Here is a 23,840-nt window from a genome sequence, read left to right on the forward strand (position 1 = left end):
GGCGGATCACACCTTCCAGTGAACGTCGAGCCAGGCTAGAGCCAGCTGCCGACCGTGTGGTCCCAGGCGCCGCCCACAGCGTCGGCCGCGTCATCGAGCGAGTCGATCATCTTCCCGGGATCGATGCTGATGTTGACGCCGACCTTGCCGCCGAGGCCCAGGCCGGCCCCGGCTTCTCCGCCGATGGTGAACTTGCCACCCTGCATACCCAGATCGACATTGGCCTCTGCGCCCGCACCCGCCCACGCCTCACCGTTCACACCCGCGCCCAGGCCGCCTACGTCAGCGGAGGCTGCCCCGGTGACCTTGCCTCCGGCGAATGCCCCCGCACCGGCGTGCAGTCCGTCCTTGCCGGCGGATACCACCGCCGAGGTGTCGGCCCCTGCAAAGGCCTTGACCTCGCTCTGGGCTCCGATCATGCCGTAGTTCACACTGCCGTTCGCGGATGCCTGCGCCAGGTATGCGGTTCCCGAAGCACCGGCCTGCACTCGTCCGTTCGTGACGCCGGCACCCACAGACCCGTCCACTCCGAGTGTCGCGAGGCCCGCCGCGCCCTTCAACGTGACGCCGTCCACCACCTTCTCGCCAGAGACACCGGCCGACCAGGCGCTGGCGTTCCCCGACCACTCGGCAAGCTTGATGTTCACATCGGTCTTCTTGCCGGGGGTGGCCAAGTCGTCGGACTCGCCTGGCTTGTTCCGGAGGTACCAGTTGCCGTCGGCGTCCTTGCCGAACTCCTTTTGCCTGCGGCGCCAGTGGCTGTCCGCGTCAGTCATCCACTTCGCGTTCTCCTTGGCCCATGCTGTTGGAGAAATGGCGCTCTTGGCGACATTGTGGTCGCTGGCCCATTTCTTGGCATCCACTCCGCTCCTGGTCGCCACGAGCCAGTCGGGGCTGTCCGAGGCGCTCCCAGCAAGATCGTTGAGCCTCTTGGCCAGTGTCTGGGCTTCCTGCTTTAGCTGCTTGCGTGCGGTGCTCAGCAGGTGTTCTGCTCCCTCGTGGTCCCCGCCGTTCCACGTGTCGATCGCCGCCCCGGCCTGCCCCTGAGCCCAGCTCAGTGTGGAGGCATACGACTTGACCGCCTTGGCGGCCCCGGACATCGCGTCGCTCGCGAAGTACCAGTTCTTCTTCTCCTCGGACAACGTTGGCCAGAAAACGTCACTGGCCTGACCGACCCAGCCCTTGATGCGCATGTCTCGCAGGCCGTTTCCAATGCCGTCGAACTTGCTCGACCACTTGTTGAGGGCGTCTTCGAGGTCGTCAAGCTTGCCGACATCTCCCGGGATGAGGCTCTTTGGGTCATTCGTCGACCCGAGTGTGTTTCCCATGTCTGCGGTTGTGTAGTCCCTGCCTCTAGCTCAGAACGGTCTTGACCGACTTCACCGACTGACGGATGGCCTCGTCCGTGTCCTCGTAGTCGCCACTGGCCTTGCCAAGACCCTGCGCCAAGGTCGCCGCACAGTTGGCGAGGAAGGCGGAACCCGACTCCCACGTCGCGCAGAAAGACACCAACGCCGCGGCTGCATCGTCGTCCCCGATTGATGTGGCATATCCGCCCGGACCGCTCAGGTCCACCTTCTTGACGGGTTTGAGGATTTCCAGAATTTCTGTCCCGCCTCTCTTCAGGGCACCTGGACCTACTCCAAGGTCGTGTGACACGGAAGATCCCCCTCTACGTGTTGCAGGCACGCCTGGGCGCCGAATCGGCGTACGTTAACACCTCAAGTGCCACAGACTGCGTTCGTATCGCCTCTTCAAGACATCAGCCAGTCTGCGACTGACCTCCTTGTTTCGCTTGGGTGGCTGAATTGTGCTGACGGCGGTCGCCTGGTGATTTCGGTTACTGGCAGGCCGGTCGGCACGTTGGCTTGTGGGCATGGCGAAGGCCCGATGCTCGGGCCGGATTCTTCAAAATGGCTCATTCGAGAGCGGGAAGGGGTGATTCGCCGGGTCGCATCGCCGGCTGGGGTGGGGAGGCGGGGCGCGTGAGCCGTTCGCGATTTTAAAGCGCCAGGGCAGCGCCTCCCCGATTCGCGGGCTCAGGCTGCGCCGGCCCCAACGAGAAAAACGCGGAAACAGAAGAATGAGAAATCGGGCGCCCGCACCGAAGTGCTTGCACCCGATCTCGGCACCCGGGACGGACAAACGCCGCATAATCGGCGTAACCAGTCCCTTGCTGCGGGTGCCCCCGGCAGGATTCGAACCTGCGCACACGGCTCCGGAGTGATTGTGCCAACAATGGCCTTCCAGTTCCCTTGACCTGCGGTGGAGTCCGCGATGAGTCTTCGGATCCTGCGGCATGTGTCGGAGGTGTGTCGGACAGCGCCGCTTGGGCGAGCCGCGGTGCTAGCGCCCTTGGCCTCTGTTCGAATCCCCATAGGCGCGTACATGACCGTCAGGGTTCGCAGGGCGAGCCTCACGGGCGGTTTCAGATCCTGGATGAGAGTGATCACCTGTCCGTGCGTCGGCTCCTCTTCTGCCGTCCAGGTAGGAAGGGCTGCATGCCAGGGAGGATCATGGAATCGACGCTTTTTGGTCGCCAGGAGGGTGACCCCAGTCCGTCACGTGAAGGCCTACCTCTGATAGGACTCGTCCACTGATGCCAAGCTGCTGAAAAGGGGACCCACCGTGTTTCCTAAGCCAGATGCGGCGCCGTCTTTTCTCTTTTTCTGGTAACAGGGACCAGTCATCGAGGTCAAGACCCGAACTTTCTTCGATGTGCAACTTACGGTGTGTAAGTATGTATCCGATTTCTGCCGGATTCTTACTGAGTCGGATCAACAGCCATGCGACCTCGACTGTCATTCCTGCTTTCTGGTTCTGGGTGAAACGGTGGGCCTGCCATTGCGTGATCGGAGATAGGATCCATCGCTTGTGTATGAGATGCATAGGACCCAGGCCTCTTCACGGAGTGAATCAATTTTGGAAACTTCTAGACTGTTCCGTCGCGGCCTTCGTGCGGCTGGTCGAGCTGCTGCTGTCTCTTCCGTTGTTCCACACGCAAGGACTCAACTTCCTTAGTGAGCTTCGCCAGGTTTGCGCCTTCTTCATCTGTGTATGGAGGAATTCCCAGCTCGAATGCATTTGCCTGCTGCTCGATCGCGTCTGCGGTCTGCTGCAAGTAGAAACTGCGTTCGCGATATTTGAAGTAGCCAGTGAATCCGGCGGACACCCCAACCATGAAGCTCAGTCCTACCGTCACCCACTTGAGGTATGAGGGTGTATCCGCCAAGCTTGCTGCTGTGGTGGTTCCGAGGGATCCGATGATGATGATGGACTGAAACATGTTGTGTATGCGCCGGTAGTGCTGGGCTTCAGTTCGAAGGTTCTCAAGTTCGCGAGGGAGCGAGTCTTTGTAAGAAAACTGACGCTGATCGACTGGAACGCCAAGTGCCTTCGCGTGAAGAATGCGACGTTCTTCTGCTATCTCCAGATCAAGCTCTAGTTGCCGGACGGACTTCCATGTTTCTTTTTGGTTCTTGCGGTTGTTTTCCAACACTGCGAGGACCCAGAAGGTGATGCCGCAAGCGATAGTCAGAGGGACGGCTATCGTATTTACTCTGGCGAGATCCACAGTGCGCCACGTCGATGCGGTGGCGACGTAAATTCCCACAAGGCCGCATGCGGCAGTTAGTCCGCTAGTCCATAGGGTGCGTTGCTGTAACTTCCGTGTTCTGATCTTACTCTGAAGCTCAAGAATATCCTTCTTGTGCTTCAGTAGCTGCTCAGTGGGGCCGCTCGCAGATTCGACCGGACCTGCCATACCCCCGCCCCCAGCGCTCAAGTTACGACTGCGCCGATCATACGAGTCTCAGGGAGGGCCCAGGCGCTTCTGTAGGCCGCTAGGGAGATCATTGGCAATATGACTAGATGTAGATGGTCTAATGCCGGCAGTATTCGAACATCCGATCAAACGGATGGACCTCGCTGTGTGCCCCCAGACATGACCCTTCAGCGTAGTGCGCTGAAGCTATTGAGGGTTGGCGGTCGAACTGGCCAGGCGGGAGCAGATGTTGTCTTGAAGTGGAAGGGGGGATTTGGACAGCTGCTAACGGTGTTGGGTAAGCTCCATCACCGCTCCTGCCTCGTTGATTGCCTTCTCTAACCAGCGGTATCAGCAGTCGCTGTAGAAATTGGCCAGATTTTTTGTCGAGTGGACGTTGGGTCATGTCGGATCGAACATGCAGTTCAGTCCCGACGGGTGACCTTTGGTGTTCGGCGCGTTCCTGTATCTCTGGCGAAGACTGGATCTAGTCTGGGATATTTTCGATCTTGAGCGGTGGCATGCCGCTGTGTACGCGGTACGGGCGTCGGTGGGGCTGGGGAGGATACGAGGGAGGGGGCCAGCCCCCGCCTGGGGCCGCCGCCCGCCTGGTTGCCGGCGGAGCTCTCTACGGTGGGAGTAGCTGCGCAGCTCAGTTTGCAGGCAGCCCTGCTGAAAAATCGTGGGGTAAAGGGACGGGCTTGGCTCACGTGATCAGGTCCAAGACCTTCGGCAGGTGGTCGGATGCGGTGCGGGCCTCATCCGTGTCCACTGTCCAGTACTCCTCGATGTCGTCAGCCAGCTCGGCGCCGACGAGGATGTGGTCGAGGGTCTGCGGCTCTGGTTCGTTGTCGTAGTAGTGCCCGGTCGTCGGGGCGGGTTTGAGGCCCAGGTACACGCCGGGGTCGACGTAGCCGGCGTTGAGGAGGTTGGCTGTGCAACGGCGGTCGGCCGGGCCGTAGGTGCCGTCGGGAAGGACGCGCCGGTACCTGCTGTGGAGATTCCGCGGGATGTTGGACCAGTTCGGCTCGGGGGCCGTGGGCACATCGGCGTTGAGGTCGCCCATCAGGATGGTTCGGCCCTGTGCCTTATCGGTGAACCACCTGGACTCGTCGAGCCGTCGTTCTCCGTCGGTCCAGGTGAGGTGCGTTGCATGGACCAGGTATTCCTTGTCCTGGTCGTCGCGGTCGACCAGTAGGGCTCGAATGGCGCCGTGGTGGAGGGCGCCGTGCCCCAGTTGGGTGGTGCCGCTGATCACCCGCAGCCGCTCGGGCCGGTACAGCAAGGCCGTGAAGTTTGGGCTGGTCATGCCTGTGTACCGCTGGGTCTGTACGACGCCGAAGACGGCCAGCTTGAGTTCGTTGGCGAGCCAGTGCAGCCGCCAGAAGTCTCCCTCGTCCCAGTGGGTGCACTCAGGGAGTGCGAGTACGTCCACCTCCAGGGGGCGCAGGATCTCGACCTGCGTTCCGCGGCGGTCCTCACACCGGGTGGTGTCTATCCCGCCGTTCAAGAGGTTGTAAGCGCAGTAGCGAATCACAGACATGGATGTCTCCAAGCTGAATAGATGGGGCCCCGCCGAGCCGCAGGTAAGGTCTGCGGCTCGGCGGGGCGGGGTCACGGGCTCGGGGGATGGCCGGGGCCCCTGGCTGCCGACTTGGTACGGCAGCCGGGAGGCCGGGCGGCGCAGTCGCCCGGCGGGGTTCCACTCGCCTACTGGCCGTCTTTCTTCTTCTTGGCCTTGTTCTGTCGGATCTGGCGATCGGCTGCGGCGTTGTGCTTCTGGATTCCGAAGCGGGCGGCAGGGCCGCCGGGGTCGCCCTCGTAGTCCGCTGCCGCGTCCTGTGCGTGCGCCTGTTTGTCCGCCCGCCACGCCGCCGAACCCTGTGGATCCTGTTGCTGGTCTTTCGCCTTCTTGGGGTTGATCAATCCCATACGGTCTCGTCCGTCTTCCGTGGTCGTGCTGGAGGTTGGTTCCCCGGCGGAGCCCGAGGTTTCGGCGGGCCCCGCCGTGTTGTTCGCGGTCGCCCGTGAAGGCACGGCCGCGCATCCCGCGGTCCGGCGGCGTAACCAGCCGAAGCGCGGGGACTTGAGTGGCCCACCCCGAGAGGTCCCCACCCCGGGGGCGGGCCGGCCCTGGCCCGCTGCGCCGTCCGCGCCATGGGAGGCGGCTGTTCAGCGGGCTGGGCAGTCTCAGGCGGGCTCCAGCCGGAACGACTCCCGGCACTGTGCGCAGGCATAGACGGCGGCGCCGGGCCCGGATGCCTGCTCGATCACGGTGATGAGCACGCCCGTCGTGGTCTCCCCCCGGTGCCACGCGCACCACGTCGTAGGAGCCGCGGGGGGCCGGGCCGGCTGGTCCTCGTACACGTCAGACCGCCGCCAGGGCTACGGTCGGCCGGTGCGGGGCGATGGCCTGCCCGTCGGGGAGTAGTTCGCCGGTGTCCTCGAAGAGCAGGACGCCATTGCACAGCAGGGTCCAGCCTTGTTCGGGGTGGGGGGCCATCGGGTGGGCGGCCTCCCGATCCGGCGCGTGGGCGGGTGGACACGGCGGCTGGTGCGGACACGTCGCGGGCAACATGCTCATGACCTTTCAGGTGGTGGGGGCGGGCTACCTGGAGAGCAGGGCGCGGGCGAGGTGGAGAACGACCCATCCGGCGACGATGACCGTGAAAGTGCCGATGATCAGGACCTGAGCGATGCCGAAGCTGGTGCGCTCCACAAGTTCCTCGTCCGCGCGGCACAGAGTGCGTAGTGGATGCCGCCTGGTGGCTCGAAAGACCCGCAGCCACAGAGGCCGCTTCCGTCGGTGGCCGGGTGAGCGCGGCGTGGTACTCACGCTGGCTCCCCGGTGCGCGCGTCGGTCAGCGCCTGGTATTGGTCGCAGAGCTGTTTCAGCTCCTGGGCGAGACTGCGTGCGTGCCGCGTCGCGGACACCAGGCCGGATCCTGGAGAAGCTGCCAAGCACACGCGGGCTTCGTCGATGGCCAGCAGTGCGGAGGCCCGAGCAGTGTCGCTCTCGGGGCACGTCCGAGCGGCGTCGCCAAGCAGGTGGATCAGCGCTTGGAGGTGGCCGCCCAAGAGCCACAATGTGTCCCGCAGGTCGTCATGGCGTGGCAGTCCGGTGTCCCAGGCGAGGACGTTGGCGGCTGTCGTCCGGATGGATTCGATGTATGCCGGCGCTTCCGTGAGTCCTGCGGCAAGCGCCGCCCGTAGTTCCTGTGCGCTCGTCAGACGAATGGCTAGGCTCGTCCCCGGAGGGACAAGCCAGTACGGTCCTGGCGGGGCCTGCCGGCTGGGCGGGGGGAGGACAACGCTCGCCGTGGCGCCGAGCGCGATGGTGTGGGGTACATGCCAGTCCGCCGCGGAACCGGGTGCGACGAAGAAGTACAAAACTGGGTTGCTCGGCGTGGGATCCACCAGGACGCTTCCCGACTTCAGCCTCTTGAGAGCCTGGAGCGCGGGGAAGCGGCTGACCCTGATGGCGTCCCATTCGACGCCAGCGGGCGCGATGAGGGTGCCGTTAGGCCCGGCCACAGCCCTTTCTCTCGGCATGCTCTTGGTCCCGTCTCTCGCTGTTGGGAGCGTTGACGGTAGGAGCAATCCGGGAGGATGACCGGAACTCTCAGTTCGGGTGAACCGCGGGTTCGGGTCAGAGGTAGCCGAGCCGTTCGGCGAGGCCCGTGACCTGCGGGCGGTAGGTCGGGCGGACTCGGCGTAGGAGGCCGCCCACCAGTTCGGCAGCGGTCCGGCTGCGGGCCATGTCCTCGCTGCTCAGTTCTTCCAACGCAAGCAGGTGCACGAGAACCGCGGCATCGTCGCGGCGCAGGTCGTAGCAGCGTGCGACCTCCAGCGTGAAGGTCCACTGCCGCTCGCGGCTGGGCAACTGGCTGATGTCGACATGGTCAGCGACTCGTAAGCCCTCCGCGCTCTCGCCTGCCAGCATCTCGATACTCAAGGCGTGCAGGTGCACGTTGGTGGGGCCGAAGACAGTCCACATCGTGTTCCCCTCGCCAGCTTGCTTGCTGAGGGGGAGGACGTGCTTTTCAAGTCTTGCCCGCGCGTCCCACCATCGGTGGCGGCGCGCGTCCGCGACGACGGAGACAAGCTCCAGGGCGCCCTTCAACGCGGTCACTTCCGACGTTGCCGGGGCCTTCTTCAACTGCTCGACGGCACGTTCAGCGACATCGGCCGCCTCGTCGGCGCCGTCTTCCTGAGAGAGCAGGACATGGCCGAGGTTCCACTGTGCGGCGGCGATCCGTACGGGGTCGTCGGCGTCCTCGGCGGCGCGCGTTGCTCGGTCTGCCGCCATCAGAGCGAGGTCGAGCCGACCCGTCCGGCGGCAGTACGAGCGGAGCAGTCCGTACAGGTCGGCGGCAGCGCGGTGAACCTCGCGCAGGTCAGTGCTGTCGGATGCCCGGCGGTGTGCGCGAACAGCGTGCTCCGTGTCGGCGATGAGCTGTGGGAGCGCGGTCTGTGCTTCTGTGAAACGCGTTTCGCTGGTCTGCCAGATGCGCCACGCGTCTTCCACCCGCTCACGCAGGGAGACCGCCGTAGCGGGGCCGGCACTGACCGGCGGGCCGTACCCCATCAGGGCGTGCGCAACGTCTGGCGAGATGGTGAGAGCGGCCGAAGATCCGGGATCGGCGGCAGTCTCACTCAGGAGCGCGGCGAGCGGCACACCAAGCTCCGCTGCGATGGCGGCAAGAACGTCAAGCGACGGGACTGCCTTGCCGTTCTCGATCTGGGACAGATACCGCTCGGTGATGCCGCACAGACCGGCAATTGCGGACTGTTTCCGGTTCCCGTTCTTGAGCCGGTAGTACCGGATGCGCTCACCGACTGGGAGCCTCGGCGAGGTCATGTGTGCATGTCCTGTTCTGCTAGGCGCGTACCGTCAGCGTAGGACGATCGTCACGGCTACGGGTACGGTCCGTAGACGACAGCATGACATTTTGTTACGGCGTGAGCTTGGGGGCCATGTGGCGCGGCTGGTTCTGTGGGACATCGACCACACGCTGATCGACACCCGCGGTGTGGGGAGGGAACTGTCTGCCGCCGCCTTTGAGGAGGCGACCGGCCAGCGCATGCTTCAACAGGCCGCCGTCGATGGCGTCACAGAGCCTGTCATCTTCCGCGAGACGGCGAAGCTGCATGGGTTGGAGACCACCCGGGCCGACTTCGAGAGGTTCGCTGCGGCCCTCGCACACCAGCACGTTGTGCACGCCGCGGACCTCCGAGAGCGGGGCCATGCCCTGCCTGGTGCGGCGGCCGTACTCGATGCTCTGGCCGAGTCTGGCGCGCGGCAGACGGTAGTCACGGGCAACATCCGTGCGGTAGCCGAGATCAAGCTAGGCGTGTTCGGCCTCGATCGGCAGATCGATTGGGACGGCGGGGCATACGGCGAAGATGCGGATTTGCGGCCGGGCCTGGTGCGGGCTGCGCTGCAACGGTCGTCTGCATCGCCCGCCGCGGCGGTGGTCATCGGTGATACGCCTGCGGACGTGGAAGGCGCGCTGAGTACGGGGGTGCGCGTGATCGCGGTGGCCACTGGACGGAGCGGTGAGGAGGTACTCACCGCCGCCGGAGCGTCCGAGGTCTTGCCCGACCTCCGCGAGACGGCGCTTGTGCTGAAAGCGGTTCTCGGGCAAGACATTTGATCCGGGCTCCGTGCGATCGAGCCTTATGGGTTGATCAGGTGCTTATTTGAGAGGCGGGCATCGGTGGCCAGTTCCGGGAGTTCCGAGACCTCTACTCCCGCATTCCTCAACATCTCAACCCCGGTGCAGTCGGCAACGAACAAATCCGGTTCTTGCCAAGCGATAACCACGCGCCGCAATCCAGCCTGCAAGACGAGTTGAGTACAGGGCAGAGGCCGCGACTTCCTCTGGGTGCATGGTTCTAGAGTGCTATAGATCGTGGCACCGGAGAGTCGGGGGTCGTCCGCCGGGAGCTTCGCCAGGGCGGATTCCTCCGCGTGGACATGGCTGTCTGTCTCGCGCGAGTAGCCCGTAGCGATTTCCTTGCCTTCCGCGTCGATGATGACCGCGCCCACCGAGAAGGCGGTTTCGCTGGGTGGGCAGAGACGGGAAAGCTCAATGGCCTTCCGCATCCACCGCAGGTCGTCTTCGTGGCTCATGCGTTGCTCTCCTTCTTCGGCAGGTAGCGGAGGAGTACTACGTCCCCGATGGTGCGGGCCTCGGCGAGCTGCATGCGCCTCGTGGAGCCTCCCGGATAGGACGCAGGGCCGAGGAAGCGCGGGGCGGCCTCCTCGCCCACGAGGAGGGGCGCAATGGCGAGGTGGATTTCGTCGGCGAGGCCCTGCGAAAGAAATGCCGTGTGGATACGGCCGCCGCCTTCCACCATCAGGCGTCCTATGCCTCGCTTTCCCAGATCGTCTAGCACGGCACCGAAAGAGATCTCCGGTCCTGTCGAGACGACGTCGGCCAGGCCGGAAAGCCGGTCGCGTAGCTTGTCCACGGCCGCGTCCGTCGTGTAGGCGACCTTGTCCCCACCGTGGTGCCAGAATTTCAGGTCGGGGTCCAGGTCGCCGCTTGCCGATATGGTGACCTTCAAGGGATATTCGGGTTTCCCAGCCGCTATCCGTGCGTTTCTCCGCTCGGCGCTGTTCACCAGCAGGCGAGGGTTGTCCGCGCGTATCGTGCCGGCGCCGATCAGAATGGCGTCCGAATCCGCCCGCACTTGGTCCACGCGGTCGAAGTCTTCGCTGTTGCTCAGTAGCAGCCGCGAGGGGCTGGTGTCGTCTATGTGGCCGTCCACAGAGGTGGCGACGCTCAACAGGACGTACGGACGGGGCACGTTGGCTTTTCCCTTCACCGGGGAGAGGAGATACGGGCAGGGGCTATGCCTGGCGGAGGACAGCGTCTCTCATGGCGTCCTTGAATTCGGCCACGGGGATGACCGTATGCCATGCGCCCAGGTCAGCGTCCAAGCGCGCCAGCTCGCGCGTAATCCGTCCTGAGCCTGTTTCCACGCCGATGTGCAGGGCCTGCATGCCCTTGACTGCTGCCTCCTCGGCTTCCCCAGCACCGGCAAGGGCTACCGCCTCACGTGCGAGGTAGACGCCCCTGTCGCGGTGGAAACCGGCGGGGAGCTGGACGATGGCCTTGCGGAAGCCGTCGGCAGCGGCCCGGTACTCGCCCAGAACGCTGAGGCTCTGGGCGCGGTGTACTTCGATGTAGGCCTCGTCGAGCCATATGGCCCACGGTGACTCGGGGTTCGGGTTCATGGCCTCCCGCAACTCGTGTGCGTGGCCATAGGCCCGGCGGCTGGCTTCGGTGTCGCCACGCAGGGCGTGGCCGTGACCGGCGAAGGTGGCCGCCATTGCGGCGATCCGACTGCCCGGTGGTGCCATGCCTTCCGCGGCCTCCGCCACGTCCACGGCTTCGGCCGGGTCCAGCATGTCTCCGGCTATCTGGCTCCGCCGAGCCAGGACGTACGTGGTCAGCTCCGGGTCACCCGCCATGTGCGAGAACTCCAGGGCCTCGCGGGTCCAGTGCTGCGCGGCACGCAGGTTCCCCGCGTCCTGGTGGAACCAGCCCGCCAGCTCGGCGTACTGCGTCTGAACCTGGAGGAGGCGGCGGCGATCCGAGCCGCGAGCGTCGTTGCGGAGAACCTTCATGGCGGCCAACTGGCGTTCCACGATGGGGATGCTCTGGAACGGGCCGAACAGGTTGTCGTTGTCGATGAGTACGCGGTGGGTGGCCTGCAAGTGCTCGATCGGGTCCATGTCCGGCAGCGCTCCAGGAGGCGGCGTGTGGGCTGCGGCGGTGGAGGGATCGAGGAGAGCGGCGGATGCCGCGGCGGCGCCGAGACCACCGAGCAACTGCCGGCGTGAGATCGACACGAAGATGATCCTTCCGTCATCGGTTCGGGCGGGGACGGAAATCCCCTCCGATGACGGTGCCTGAATGCCCGAATCGTCTGCCAGGGACACAGGGTCATTGGACACATGGGCCGCCGGATTGGACACATGGACACGTCCTCCGGGGCCGGACACATCCTCCTCCTCGTGTGTGCGGCGGTACGCCTCGATGAGCAGGCCTTCGGCGTTCAGCGCGCGGTCGTAGGCCGTCACCAGGTCGGCGGACGCGGCCTGTTCGCCGCGTTCCACACGGGCCATGTAGCTGGGGGTGAACGCGATCTGAGCGCCCAGCTTGCCGAGTGAGAGACCCCTGTGCGTACGCCAGTTGCGCATTTCGGCGCCGAGATAGTGCTGAGGGCTGGCGTGTGGCGTCAGAGCCCTTGGTTTCTGCCCCACAGCCGCCTCCTCACGTGTCCTATGTGCCCTGTTCGAGCGGCCACATGGACAGCCTTTTGAAGCGTCCGTCACCGCCGTACAACGGAGTCACAAGCCGAGGTCAGCCTAACGAGGCGGACCGCGAGACCACGAGGGGGTGAGACCAAGTGTCGAAGAACTTCGGCCGGTTGACTGCGCCTCGGCGGCGCAGGACGGCTCTACTGGTCCGGGCCGGCGGGCGGAGCCTCTCCGGCTTCCAGCCTGGCCACCCGGTCGGACAGTTCGGCGAGCCGTGCTGTCACGCGCTCGACCTGGTCCTGAAGCTCACGGAGGCCCAGGGCGCTTTGCTGGGCGCTGGGCGCGTTGCTCGCCGCGTCACGGACGAAGGTGCCGCTGCCCTGCCGGGTGTCGACAAGGCCCTCGTCGCGAAGCTGAGCGTACGCGCCCTGCACCGTCATCGTCGCGACCCGGAGTTTCTTCGCGAGGCTGCGCGCCGACGGGAGCTGCCGCAGGGGTGCAAGGCTGCCGTTCGCGATCTCCTGCCGGTAGTACGCGGCGATGTCCCTGGCCGTAGGGGGTGTGTCAGCGCTCCAGTCCACCCCTAGAGGCTAACCGAACTAGGTCAATCCAACCTCCCTACGTGGAACCCCTTGCGACAGAAGATTGACCTAGGTCATTCTGGCGACGGCGGCACTCCCGACCACACGACGCCCGCCGTTCACCGTCCCAACCGAGAACCAGGAGCTATCCGACATGAGGCACTTCATCGGCCATCGCGAGATTGTCACCGGGGACGACACCCTTCGGTTCGCGCTCGATCTCTGGCTCGGCCCTGGCGACGAGACCCCGGAGGAGCGCGCGGCACGGCTCGACGCAGGACGCCAGATCCTTGCCGACGACCCCGACCTGTTCGACCGGGCCATGCACCTCGTCACCGAGGTTCTGGACCACGTCGCGACGGACGTACTGGACCGGGCCCACCTGACCGCCACGCGCGAGGTGACCGCCGCGTGAACAGGAAAGCGAAGACGTTCCTGGTGGTCGCCCTCGTCGGCGTGGTCGGCATGGCCTTCCGCGTCTCATGGAACGCCCTGCGGGATGTGGCGGGCACGGTGGGCGCAGACGACGCCGCAGCCGCGCTCTACCCCTTCGTGGTGGACGGGCTCATGGCCCTGGCGCTGGTGGCGACGCTGGCGCTCACGGGACGGGATCGCCGGTTCGCCCTGCGGGTCCTGGCCGGGTACACGCTCGCCTCGCTCTCGCTCAACTACGTGCACGGACTCGTGCCGGCCATGCGGACCGGCCAGCGCATGTACATGGCCGACTGGGCTCCGGCGAATTACGTGCTCGTGCTGTTGGCCACCTCGCTGCCGGTCGGCGCCATCTACTTCGGATCGGACCTGGTCGCCAAGGTGCTGCACCACCATCACGAGCCAGTGCCGGACGCGGCGTACGGCGACGGCCGTACGGAGGGCGTACGGCTCGCGTCGGACGGCGGTCAGGCGGTCTCCGAGGGTGCCGGGCCGGACCGTACACCGGAGTCCACGGGCCTCCCGGTGTACGGGGTACCTGCCCAGGTCAGCGGGCGTACGCCCGCCTCCGGGGCAGGCGAGCGTACGAGTGACGTACAGCGTCCCCGTACGCCCGTACGCCCCACACAGAGCAAGTCCTTCGACGAGGCGGAGTTGGAGCGCACGCGGCAGCGCGCAGAGCAGACGTACGCCGAGTCACTGACCGCCGGATCCCCGATCGGGCCGGCCGCGCTAGGCCGGGCGTTCGGGTTCAGCGAGGGGTGGGGCCGCAAGCGCATCAAGGCCGTGGAAGCCCGCCGCGCCGAGCCTGCCCGTCAGAAGCCACCCACCGTGAGCGCCGTTGCCCACGGCTGATCACACATCGCCAACACGGGGCCCGGCCCTCAGCCGGCCAAAGCGACAGCCGGGCCCCGTACCTCCCATCACGGAAGGAACGTCAGTGAATCACGACGACGACAACGGGCAGGAACGAGAGTTCTTCGCGCGTCTGGAAAAGGAGATGGCCGCCGGGCCAGGCGATTCAGCGGCCGATGTGACCAAGACCCCTCCTGGGCGCCGGCAGAACGCGAGCGGGCCCGATGGCGCCTCCGCTCTCCCGAGTGCCCCTGACGAGCGCCCCACCCAGGTGGACATGCCGAGGCGCGGCTCGAAGTCGGGTCGCCTTGCGCGCATGCGAGACGCCAGGCGGATGCAGGTCCGCCCGGACTGGATGCGGTCCCGAGCCGGTTTCATGGACGGTGCCGCGTGGTCGGCCGGGTACGTGGGGCACATCGCGGCCTACCACGCCCTCCGTTCACCGATCTACGTCGCCCGCCTCGTCTACCGGGCTCCCCGTGGTGCCTTCCGAGCGTTGGCCGGCTTCGGTCGCTGGGTGAGGGACGCAGAGAGCCTGCCGCTGCGGGAAGCCGAGGCCAGGCGCGAGAACACCGGTGAGTGGCTGCGCCTGTCCCGTCAGCGTGACCGGCGGGTGAGGTGGCGCGGGTTCTGCACGGTTGCGGCCCTGCCGTTCGCGCTGGCCCTTGCGATCCATCTGGCGTTCTTCGAGCCGAGCCCCGTCCAGGCCGCTGCCGTGGCGCTGGCCGTGGTCGTGTTCGGCGTGGTGGGCGCCCCTGCGGACCGTCCCTTGGCCTCCCGCGCCGTCATCAAGCCCCGGGACAACAAGCTGACGAGTGACATCGTCGTCCGGGCCATGGCCTCCATCGGCATCAGCCAGATCACCAACGAGGTGAACAAGGGGCGGGACGGCATCCGCTTCGTGTCCCCGATCGTCCGGGAGGGACCGGGCTGGCGAGCGGACATCGACCTTCCCTTGGGCGTGACGGTGGCGGACGTGATCGAACGGCGCAGCCGGCTCGCTTCCGGCCTTCGGCGTCCGATCGGGTGCGTGTGGCCGGAGGGCGACCCAGACGAGCACGAGGGACGTCTTGTCCTCTGGGTGGGGGACCGGGACCTGTCCAAGACCGGAAACGTCAAGTGGCAGCTCGTGAACGCCGCGCGCCACGACATCTTCCGTCGCAACCCGTTCGGCATCGACCCGCGGGGCCGGGCTCAGACGGTGCCGATGATCCAGCACAACATCCTGCTCGGCTCGCTGCCGGGCCAGGGCAAGACCGGTGCCGTCCGCGTGCTGGTCTGCGGCGCCGCGCTGGATCCCACGGTGGAACTGTGGCTCCACGAGCTGAAGGGCACGGGCGACCTGGACGCCCTGGAGGAGTGCTCGCACCGCTTTGTGTCCGGCATGGATGACGACTCGATCGGCTATGCGGCCCGGTCGTTGAGCATGCTGCGGGACGAGGTCATGCGCCGTGCGGGAGTCATCAAGAAACTGCCCCGGGACCTGTGCCCCGACAAGCGCGTCACCCGCGAGATCGCCGACAAGCGGTCACTGAAGCTGTGGCCACTGGTAGCCGTCTTCGACGAGTGCCAGAACCTCTTTTCCCACCCGGTGTACGGCAAGCAGGCGGGGGAGGACGCCGAGTTCATCATCAAGCTCGGCCGCGCCCTCGGCGTCACTCTCGTACTGGCCACGCAGCGCCCCGACAAGGACAGCCTGCCGACCGGCGTCAGCGGCAACGTGTCCATCCGCTTCTGCCTGAAGGTCGCCGGCCAGGTCGAGAACGACATGATCCTCGGCACCTCGGCCTACAAGAACGGCATCCGCGCGACGATCTTCCGTCCCGAGACCGACGCCGGCAACGGCTACCTCGTCGGTGCCACGACGACTGCGACCGTCGTCCGCGTCGCCTACCTGGACGTGCCGGCCACGGAAAAGATCGCCGAGCGGGCGCGGCGGCTGCGGCAGGCGGCAGGGACGCTTTCCGGGCACGCGCTCGGCGAGGAACTGCGCGGCACTCGTGGCCCGAGTTATGACCTGTTGGCCGATGTCCTCGCGGTCGTCCCCGAGGACGAGCAGCGCGTGTGGAACGAGCGCGTGGCCACCCGGCTCGGCGAGCTGCGTCCGGAGGTCTACGGCGGCTGGCGGGGCGAGAACGTGACCGCCGCGCTCAAGCCGTACGGCGTCAGGGCTCGCGACGTGGCCGGACTCACCGACGACGGCACCCGCACCACACGGCGCGGCATCGTCCGCGACCACATCGTCAAGGCATTGGCGGAGCGTGACGAAAAGCGGGACGCCGCATAGCCGTCCCGGACCGCTGCCGGTAGCACGCCGCCCTGCTACCGGTAGCACCTCCGCTAGCAACCCATCACGCCGCTACCAGTGCCGTAGCGCGTAGCAGCCCCATGCCTCGAACACCGAAAACCTGCCCTGGGAGGGCTCCATGCCCCATGCGCTGACCGCTATACCCGGCCTCATCTTCATCACTCTGGGTTACGCGGCTCTATGTGCCGTCTCGCCCTTCGGGACCTGCCGCAAGTGCAACGGCTTCGGCCACCAGATCCGGCAGAGCCGCGTCACCGGCCGGCTCAAGCCGGGCCGCGTCTGCCGGAGCTGCCACGGCTACGGCCGCCGCATCCGCATCGGCCGCTGGCTCTACAACCGCGTCGCCGGCTTCCACCGCGACGGAACCCGCTGACCTGTCAGGAGACACAGCATGACCTTGACCATTTCCCTGGTCCTCATCCTCGGCGTCTTCGCCGCCGCTTTGCTGAAGTTCCGCGCCGTCGGCTTCGGCGCGTTCGTCCTCATCGCTCTTTTCGGCTTCTACCTCGCCGAGACGGGTGCCGCCGACTCGATCAACGAGTTCATGACCGCCGTTGCCAACGCCGTCGGTCACGTCGGCGACTGAAGGAGTCCGCAACATGAACGACTTCCCCCTCGCCTTCCTGGCACCGGAGATCGCGTACGCGGACGCCCCCAGCATCGTCAGCGAGATCGGGTGGATTGCCGCAACGGCAAACGATCCCGACCGCCGGCCGATGGAGCGGGAGTTCTGGCTTCGTAAAGCCGCCGTCCTGGACCGCATCGCTGTGTATGAAGCCGAGACCTACGGGCTCGCGTCCGCAGCAGAAGCCGGACAGGTGGCGGAGCTGGCCGCCTGCCGACTGGCCGAACTCGACTACGGAGACCGGGCGGACACAACATTCGGCCCGCCTCGGACATGTGGGGACCAGCCCCGCCGGCAGTACGTCCGCCTGGCGTACCTGACCTGGCGCACCACCTGATCACGCCCGGAGGCGGCGGCACTCCCGACCAAGAAAGCCCGCCGCCTCCGGCTCTCCCGTCCCAACCAAGAAACAGGAGGCTCCCAGGATGCCATCCGGGCCCTTCGCATCCCCGAACAATGACGACATCCGGCCGTTCCCCGGGCGCGGCGAACGTGGCGGACCACCCGTCGACCTCGAAGCCGAAGCTGCCGTACTCGGCGCCATGATGCTCTCCGCGGCCGTCATCACCGAAGTTCGCGCCGTGCTGACGCCCGCCGACTACTACCAGCCGGCTCACGAGACCATCCACCGCACCGTCGTCGCCCTCCACCAGGAGGGAACCCCTGCCGACCCCATCACCGTGACGCACGCTCTCGACCGTGCCGGCGACCTGCGGCGAGTCGGCGGCCCCGCGTACGTACACCGTCTCGTCCAGGCCGTGCCCACCGCGGCGCACGCCGCGCACTACGCCGAGATCGTGCACGAGCTGGCCGAGCGCCGCCGACTGATGGAAGTCGGCACGAGACTCGTCCAAGCCGCTGCCGCGCCGGACGCCACCACCGCGGACGTACGCGAGGCCCTGGCGCTCGGTGAGGAGAACGTTCCCGAGCGATGGCAGGCCCCCATCCCGCTGAGTACGAAGCCCACCCTTCCGGCATTCCCGCTGCACGCCTTCCCCGCGTGGCTGGCCGACTTCTGCGGCGCCCTCGCCGAAGAGACGCAGACCCCCGTGGACGTGGCGGCAGCCCTCGGGCTGAGCGTGCTGGCGACGGCCGCGGGCGGTCGCACCGTGGTCCGCGTGCGCGGGCGGTGGCACGAGCCGACCAACCTCTACGTCGTCGTGGCCCTGCCGCCCGCCAACCGCAAGTCGGCGGTCTTCGCCGCGATGACCGGTCCTCTCTACGCCGCGGAGAAGACCCTCGTCGAGACCGCCGCCGCACGCATCGTCGAAGCCGAGCTGACGCGCAGGGTGGCGCAGGAGGTGGCGGACAAGGCCGCCGCGAAGGCCGCGGGCGCCGACGGCCCCGAGCGTGACGCCCTCGTGGCGGAAGCCGTCGACCTTGCCCAGCACGCCGCCGGTCTGGAGGTCCCGGCCAAGCCTCGTCTGCTGGCCGACGACTCCACGCCTGAGACCGTGACGTCCCTCATGGCCGAGCAAGGCGGACGTCTGGCCGTCATGAGCGCCGAGGGAGGCATTTTCGACATCATCGCCGGCCGCTACTCCGGCAGCCCGAACCTGGAGGTCTTCCTCAAAGGACACGCGGGTGACCGGCTGCGCGTGGACCGCCGCAACCGCGAGGAGTTCATGGAGGCGCCCGCGCTGACCATGGGCCTGGCCGTTCAGCCCTCCGTCCTGGAGGACATCGGCAAGAACCGCGGCTTCGACGGTCGCGGACTCCTCGCCCGGTTCTTGTACGCCCTGCCGACGTCCCTCGTGGGCTACCGGCAGATCAACCCGGCGGCCGTCCCGGAAACCGTGGCCGCCGCATATGAGCGCGACGTCACGTCCCTGACGCTCTCCCTCGCCGACCTCAGCCAGCCTCTCGTCCTCCAGCTCTCACCGGCCGCCAACGAAACCCTGATGGCCTACGAGCACCGCATCGAGCCGCAGCTTCGGGCCAGGGGCGGCAGGCTCGGTCACGTCGCCAAGTGGGCGGGCAAACTGATCGGTACGACGGCACGGATCGCCGGACTCCTGCACCTGGCCGCCCACCTTCAGGACGGCTACGGCCGCCCCGTCGACGCGGACACCATGACGGCCGCCATCGAGGTGGGCGACTACTTCACGGATCACGCCTTGGTCGTCTTCGACCTTATGGGCGCCGACGCGGCGCAGGCCCGCGCCCGCTCGCTACTGGACGTGCTCACGGCCAACGGATGGGACACCGTCTCCCGACGGGACTTGTTCGCCAAGCTGTCCCGCTCGGAGTTCCCGACCGTGGCCGACATGGAGCCGGCCGTCAGTCTCCTGGAGGAACACGGCTACCTGCGCACCCACGTGCCGCCCCGCAACGGCAAGCGCGGACGCCCGCCGGCTCCCCGGTACCTCATCCACCCCCAGGTGCGGGAGGGCAACGCATGACGCCCCTCACCATGGCCCCCGCCGCGTGCCTGCCGCACAAACCGCAGAATCCGCGGAAAGACGGCCGCATGCCTGTTGATCAGCGACGACATGGCATGGGTGCGCTCGTCGCAGAAAGCGATGTAACGGCCGCACAAATCACTCCGACCACCCGAACGGGTACTGCCCTGCCCTCCTGCTCGGCTTTTTGCGGAGCTTCCTTCGACTTCTGCGGCGGCAACGCTGGAGTCCTCAAAGAGCCAGGTCACAGCACAGACGAAGGGGTTTCTGCGGATTGTGCGGTTTCTGCGGCAGCCCCACCCCTGATCGGGAACCAACCGAGGAGGCACCAGAGGGTGACAGCCGTGTCCGGAGCGCGGGACGAGAAGCTGACCATCAAGGAAGTCATCGCCGATCTCAAGGTGGCCCCGGCAACCTTCTACCGGTGGCGTCAACTCGGCAAAGCACCTCGCTCGATCAAGCTGCCCAACGGGGACGTGCGCATCCGCCGGTCTGAGTACGAACGGTGGCTCACGGAGCGGGAGGAGGCGGCGTGAACGGAACAAACGAAACACCAGTCGTGCAGCCTCGCGGGTCGGCTCGACTGGGGTATTCCTTGGACATCCGGCTGTGGAAGGTCACCAAGACGGGCCGTAAATCGCGGCCTTACCGTCTGCGTTGGGTGGTCGGAGGTCAAGTGCATGGCGCCACCTTTGCGACGTCGGCCCTTGCGGACAGTCGTCGTTCGGAGTTGCGGCAGGCCATGCGACGTGGTGAGGCATTCGAGATCGCCTCGGGATTGCCTGAGTCGGAAGTACGTGCGGCAGCGGAAGCCCGAAACGCCGAGCCCCAGTTGCGGTGGTTCGAGTTTTGCCGGAAGTACGTGGCCGGACGGTGGCGTACGAGTGCGGCTAAGAGCCGAGAAAGCATGGCGGACAGCCTCGCGACCGTTTCCCTGGCCATGGTGAAACGCGGCCAGACCATCCCTGCGGACAAGTCCTTGCGACTGGCATTCCGGTGGGCGATCATACCGGCGAACGCCGAAGACGAGCCGCCGGCGGATCTGAGGGCCGCGTACGACTGGGTAACGGCATCAGATCGTCCCGTTGTCGACCTGGCCGACGCAGTGGTGTTCGAGGACGTGATGTACCGGCTCAGTTACCGCCTGGACGGGACCCCGGCCGCCGGCGAGACGTACAAGCGACGGCGCCGCGCCCTGAATACCGCCCTCGAATACGCCGTGGCGACCGGGGAGCTTCCCGAGAATCCCTTGCAGCGGGCCGGCAGGAAGCGTGTGGGCTCCACGGACACGGTGGACCGGCGCGTTCTGGTAAACGCCGTACAGGGGCGGGAACTGCTCACAGCGGTCTCCTACGTCGGATCGTGGGACCGTGGCCGCGGGCGGCGCTTGGCGGCCTTCTACGGCGCGCTGTACTACGCGGGGTTGCGGCCGGCTGAGGCTGCGGGGCTGCGTCTGTCGGACTGTGACCTACCCGAGACGGGCTGGGGCACGTTGACGTTGCGGGAGACACGCCCCGTCTCCGGCAAGCAATGGACCGACTCAGGAGAGCGGCACGACCGCCGGGGGCTGAAGGCACGCGAGGCATCCGCTGACCGGCCGGTACCCATCCCGCCCGTCCTGGTGGCGATCTTCCGAGCGCACCTGAGAACATTCGGTACGGCCAAGGAAGGACGAGTGTTCGGCAATGAGCGAGGGGGAGTGGTCGGCTCATCCACCTACTGGCGTGTGTGGGAGGAAGCGCGTCGGTATGCCCTGCCACCGGAGCGCGTCGACTCGTCGTTGGCTGGGCGCCCGTACGACCTGCGCCACGCCTGCATCACGCGCTGGCTGAACGCGGGGGTGCCTATCGCTGAGGTGGCGCGGCGGGTCGGTAACTCGCCAGAAGTAATCCATCGCCGGTATCACGGCTGTATCGACGGTCACGAGGAAGCTGCCAACGCCAAGATCGCGAAGCAGTTGGCGGACGACGGCGACGCGGCATAGAGACTTGTTCAGCTCGGAGGGATCGCGAGCCGCTCGGAGTCTCGATCTTGCCTGAAGGCCCGTCAACTCATTGATGCGCCTTCAGGCAAGGTCGTCGAGGCTGGTTGCGCAACGCACTAAGCTGTCCGTTCTTCCTGCGTTGCAGGGGGCGGTCCCGCCTTGCGGGCTCGGAGCGGGGCATATGTGCTACGAGACAGTGCTGGTACTGATGGGGCGCCGCGTCTCGGGTGGTAGCTGACTGGGGTGGGCGATGGACAGCGGACATGAGCAGGTCGGGGAACGTGTTTTGGCGCAAGCTGCGGCAGTCTTCTCTGCACGCTCAGACACCGGAGCTATTGAACTGCTTCGCGCAGTTGAGCGGCTGGATTTCGAGCAGACAGATGACGGATTTACCGACAGTACCAACTGGCATAGTTATTTCTGGGCTGCACTCTTCTATATCGACGAGATCGACATGCCCAGCTTCGGCGAGGATGTGCTGGAGTACTTGCTACCGACGATCGCCGAAGTTGCCAGTCAGAACGGTCGTTCAAGCGTGGACCGAATCCTACTCAAGCCAGCTCTCCCCGGTCCGGACGATAATTGGCGTCATGCACTGCACCCTCGGCATGCACCCTCGTCCTCCCTATTGCAGGGCGGAGGAGACGAACAGTTTGGCAGAAGCAGACCGCCACGCATCAGCGAGGTCACCCGCAGGCGGCTCTTTGATGCTTTGAGGCTGCAAAAAGTTGACTGGGCTGGCGAACTGGACGAGGTCGAATTCCTTAAGCGCATATTTGATTTGGATACGCTGGAAAGCTACGACTCGCGCTTCGCCACGGCGGAGGGTGACATCATTCAGCATCGCTTCAATAATGAGGATTGGGAGTCAGACTGGGTCTTTACAGACCCGCGGTTCGGACTCAGTCAAGGTCCAGACAGTACCTTCCTCCGCTTCCTATCCGAGATGCTTCACCCTATTGTTCGAACTGACGTAGTGGAGGTGCAGCGGTTACTGAAGGTGTTCAATAGCTCGCTGGCCCGAGATGGCTACACCATCTCTTCAGTTGATACCATCAGTGGCTTTCCCATCTTTGGTGGTCGTCGCATTCCAGTTCAGGCACGTCCAGCTATCCCAGGGCTCGCCCGACTGGCAACTGCGACTGCGAATAGTGGTCGATCGCAGGGTGAGCAAGGTGCGATGCACCCATATGACCAAGTGCGGGCGCAGGCGCGCGGCAATCGCAAGGATTACGCCCTAAATCGCCTCCCGGAGGAAACGGGTGGACAAGCCGAAGTCTTCCGCGCCGTGCACAAGGCGACTGGAGCCGAAGTCGCTTTCAAACGTCGGTCCTCAGAATGGGAAGAACCTCGTGCACGAATGCGCCGGGAAATCGAGGTATCGCAGCTGCTCGGTCGGCACCCAAACTACATGCCTATTCTCGACTCCAACCCAGAGGATGGTTGGCTGGTCATGCCGATGGCGCAGGGGACCGCAGAAGATTGCCGGGACCTCCTCAATGATCCTACGCACCTCCGCGCGCTCGTAGAGGCGCTGATGGACGTGCTCGAACTCGCGCACACCCATGACTGGCTGCATCGTGACGTAAAGCCCTCGAATATCCTGCTGCTGGATAAACGATGGACGCTCGCAGACTGGGGAATCGTTCGTCGGCCCAGAGGTCAGACAACAAAAGTCGGGCGTACTCGAAAGATCGGAACTGAGGGTTTCGGGGCGCCAGAACTCTTCCTTGATGCCCACGATGCCACGCCATCCTCAGATATATATGGAATCGGACGTGTCATCGCGTGGGCTCTTACCGGCGAGAACCCGCAGATGAACGTGCAGCTTTTGCCCGATCCAGGGCCATGGAGGAACGTAACCCGAGTCGCTGCCCATGCAGACCCCAAGCAGAGACCGCAGACCATTCAGGAATTGCGTCAATTGATTAATCGCGAGTTTACGGAACCTAGTGAGTCGCCGGTTGAGCGGGCTAGGCGACTGCGGGAAAGGGCGCGTGCCGGCGATCCACAAGCGGTTAACGCATTGCTAGAACTGATCGTGGATTACCCGGAAAGCTATACTCTTTACCTTCACGTATTGACAGAACTGTCGGCTGAACAAGCAGGCCCGTGGCTATCTCGAAACTCTCAAGACAGCAACCGACTCCTGCAAGCTATGGCCAGGCATGCCGATGGTGGAGGGAGGCGGCGTGTACAATTTTCCGAAGCTGCCCGAGCGGTTATATGGCTCCTCGCGATTGCTAATTTTGCCACAGCCAAGGAAGATTGGGATCTTCTCGATGACGCTGCCCGCAGAATGTTCATCTGGGACACCGCGTGGGATCAATGGAATGCCCAAGATCAGATCGCGCCCTGGTTGCGCTCCCTGTCGGGAAAGGCAGCAAACCTCGTAGCAGCGGTTCTGCATGATCACCCTGGTTCAGCTCGACATTTTTCCGGCTTGTCCCAGGATGGAACAGTGGACCCGTGGGTCCGCCAGGCGATTCGTGCGGCTGTGCAGACAGGCCAGTCGTAAAGGCAAAGGCCAGCGAAAATGGCCTCCGACGTCTGGCGGTCCTGCACAACAGCAGACTGCCTGGGGCAGCCCTGAAAGTTTTGACAGCCAGACGGAC

23 protein-coding genes are annotated in these 23,840 nt (G+C 65.6%); 11 read left to right on the forward strand and 12 right to left on the reverse strand.

The features are described 5' to 3' along the window. Nucleotides 1-35 precede the first annotated feature (35 nt). From Sm713_RS07810 to Sm713_RS07845, 8 genes are all read right to left on the reverse strand, one after another. Nucleotides 36-1,328, reverse strand: coding sequence for a putative T7SS-secreted protein (locus Sm713_RS07810; protein ID WP_212908916.1), 1,293 nt, complete (start codon nt 1,326-1,328; stop codon nt 36-38). A gap of 25 nt (nt 1,329-1,353) precedes the next feature. Beyond that, a complete protein-coding gene (locus tag Sm713_RS07815; RefSeq protein ID WP_212908917.1) occupies nt 1,354-1,659 on the reverse strand; it encodes a hypothetical protein in 306 nt (101 codons plus the stop codon). A gap of 1,273 nt (nt 1,660-2,932) precedes the next feature. Continuing rightward, nucleotides 2,933-3,613, reverse strand: coding sequence for a DUF4231 domain-containing protein (locus tag Sm713_RS07820; protein WP_249416160.1), 681 nt, complete (start codon nt 3,611-3,613; stop codon nt 2,933-2,935). A gap of 856 nt (nt 3,614-4,469) precedes the next feature. Continuing rightward, nucleotides 4,470-5,306 carry an endonuclease/exonuclease/phosphatase family protein gene (locus Sm713_RS07825; RefSeq protein WP_212908919.1) on the reverse strand — a complete coding sequence of 279 codons (837 nt, stop codon included), beginning with the start codon at nt 5,304-5,306 and terminating at the stop codon, nt 4,470-4,472. A gap of 167 nt (nt 5,307-5,473) precedes the next feature. Further along, the gene (locus Sm713_RS07830) at nt 5,474-5,695 is read right to left on the reverse strand and encodes a hypothetical protein (RefSeq protein ID WP_212908920.1); all 222 of its coding nucleotides are present in this window, start codon (nt 5,693-5,695) and stop codon (nt 5,474-5,476) included. 436 nt (nt 5,696-6,131) lie between these two features. Next, on the reverse strand, nt 6,132-6,341 hold the full coding sequence (locus tag Sm713_RS07835) for a DUF5999 family protein (protein WP_283249800.1): 210 nt from the start codon (nt 6,339-6,341) through the stop codon (nt 6,132-6,134). Between the two features lie 254 nt (nt 6,342-6,595). Then, entirely contained in the window at nt 6,596-7,315 is a 720-nt protein-coding gene (locus tag Sm713_RS07840) for a DUF6415 family natural product biosynthesis protein (RefSeq protein ID WP_212908922.1), read from the reverse strand. 97 nt (nt 7,316-7,412) lie between these two features. Further along, the gene (locus Sm713_RS07845) at nt 7,413-8,624 is read right to left on the reverse strand and encodes a helix-turn-helix domain-containing protein (RefSeq protein WP_212908923.1); all 1,212 of its coding nucleotides are present in this window, start codon (nt 8,622-8,624) and stop codon (nt 7,413-7,415) included. Between the two features lie 118 nt (nt 8,625-8,742). Here Sm713_RS07845 and Sm713_RS07850 point away from each other — a divergent pair, with 118 nt between their 5' ends. Next, nucleotides 8,743-9,420: an HAD family hydrolase gene (locus tag Sm713_RS07850; protein WP_249416161.1), complete on the forward strand. Its 678-nt coding sequence runs from the start codon at nt 8,743-8,745 to the stop codon at nt 9,418-9,420. 23 nt (nt 9,421-9,443) lie between these two features. On the opposite strand, the gene Sm713_RS41415 is transcribed toward Sm713_RS07850, so the two are convergent. The 4 genes from Sm713_RS41415 to Sm713_RS07865 all read right to left on the reverse strand — a co-directional run bounded on the left by Sm713_RS41415 (nt 9,444) and on the right by Sm713_RS07865 (nt 12,619). Continuing rightward, complete coding sequence (locus Sm713_RS41415) at nt 9,444-9,899, reverse strand: deaminase (RefSeq protein ID WP_308293152.1); 456 nt, start codon at nt 9,897-9,899, stop codon at nt 9,444-9,446. Beyond that, nucleotides 9,896-10,597, reverse strand: a complete 702-nt coding sequence (locus Sm713_RS41420; RefSeq protein WP_308293153.1) for a dihydrofolate reductase family protein — start codon at nt 10,595-10,597, stop codon at nt 9,896-9,898. The genes Sm713_RS41415 and Sm713_RS41420 overlap by 4 nt, the downstream gene beginning before the upstream one ends. Before the next feature lie 25 nt (nt 10,598-10,622). Further along, the gene (locus Sm713_RS07860) at nt 10,623-12,041 is read right to left on the reverse strand and encodes a helix-turn-helix domain-containing protein (RefSeq protein ID WP_212908925.1); all 1,419 of its coding nucleotides are present in this window, start codon (nt 12,039-12,041) and stop codon (nt 10,623-10,625) included. 197 nt (nt 12,042-12,238) lie between these two features. After that, on the reverse strand, nt 12,239-12,619 hold the full coding sequence (locus Sm713_RS07865; protein WP_212908926.1) for a GntR family transcriptional regulator: 381 nt from the start codon (nt 12,617-12,619) through the stop codon (nt 12,239-12,241). Nucleotides 12,620-12,773: 154 nt separating this feature from the next. Here Sm713_RS07865 and Sm713_RS07870 point away from each other — a divergent pair, with 154 nt between their 5' ends. The 10 genes from Sm713_RS07870 (at nt 12,774) to Sm713_RS07915 (ending at nt 23,743) form a co-directional block, all read left to right on the forward strand. Beyond that, nucleotides 12,774-13,034 (forward strand): hypothetical protein, encoded by a 261-nt coding sequence (locus Sm713_RS07870; RefSeq protein WP_212908927.1) that lies wholly within the window; start codon nt 12,774-12,776, stop codon nt 13,032-13,034. Next, nucleotides 13,031-13,906, forward strand: coding sequence for a DUF2637 domain-containing protein (locus Sm713_RS07875; protein WP_212908928.1), 876 nt, complete (start codon nt 13,031-13,033; stop codon nt 13,904-13,906). Before Sm713_RS07870 ends, Sm713_RS07875 begins: the two co-directional genes overlap by 4 nt. Nucleotides 13,907-14,222: 316 nt before the next feature. Then, nucleotides 14,223-16,193: an FtsK/SpoIIIE domain-containing protein gene (locus Sm713_RS07880; RefSeq protein WP_249416162.1), complete on the forward strand. Its 1,971-nt coding sequence runs from the start codon at nt 14,223-14,225 to the stop codon at nt 16,191-16,193. A gap of 139 nt (nt 16,194-16,332) precedes the next feature. Further along, nucleotides 16,333-16,587, forward strand: coding sequence for a hypothetical protein (locus Sm713_RS07885; protein WP_212908930.1), 255 nt, complete (start codon nt 16,333-16,335; stop codon nt 16,585-16,587). A gap of 18 nt (nt 16,588-16,605) precedes the next feature. Then, entirely contained in the window at nt 16,606-16,800 is a 195-nt protein-coding gene (locus Sm713_RS07890; protein WP_212908931.1) for a hypothetical protein, read from the forward strand. Nucleotides 16,801-16,813: 13 nt separating this feature from the next. Then, nucleotides 16,814-17,176 (forward strand): hypothetical protein, encoded by a 363-nt coding sequence (locus tag Sm713_RS07895; protein WP_212908932.1) that lies wholly within the window; start codon nt 16,814-16,816, stop codon nt 17,174-17,176. 88 nt (nt 17,177-17,264) lie between these two features. Beyond that, nucleotides 17,265-19,241, forward strand: coding sequence for a DUF3987 domain-containing protein (locus Sm713_RS07900; RefSeq protein WP_212908933.1), 1,977 nt, complete (start codon nt 17,265-17,267; stop codon nt 19,239-19,241). 344 nt (nt 19,242-19,585) lie between these two features. Next, nucleotides 19,586-19,777 (forward strand): AlpA family transcriptional regulator, encoded by a 192-nt coding sequence (locus Sm713_RS07905; protein ID WP_212911860.1) that lies wholly within the window; start codon nt 19,586-19,588, stop codon nt 19,775-19,777. A gap of 371 nt (nt 19,778-20,148) precedes the next feature. Further along, nucleotides 20,149-21,225, forward strand: a complete 1,077-nt coding sequence (locus tag Sm713_RS07910) for a tyrosine-type recombinase/integrase (protein WP_308293154.1) — start codon at nt 20,149-20,151, stop codon at nt 21,223-21,225. A gap of 250 nt (nt 21,226-21,475) precedes the next feature. Beyond that, nucleotides 21,476-23,743 (forward strand): protein kinase, encoded by a 2,268-nt coding sequence (locus Sm713_RS07915; RefSeq protein WP_212908935.1) that lies wholly within the window; start codon nt 21,476-21,478, stop codon nt 23,741-23,743. The last annotated feature ends 97 nt before the right edge of the window (nt 23,744-23,840 follow it).

The organism is Streptomyces sp. TS71-3 (genome assembly GCF_018327685.1).
Taxonomy (GTDB): Bacteria; Actinomycetota; Actinomycetes; order Streptomycetales; family Streptomycetaceae; genus Streptomyces.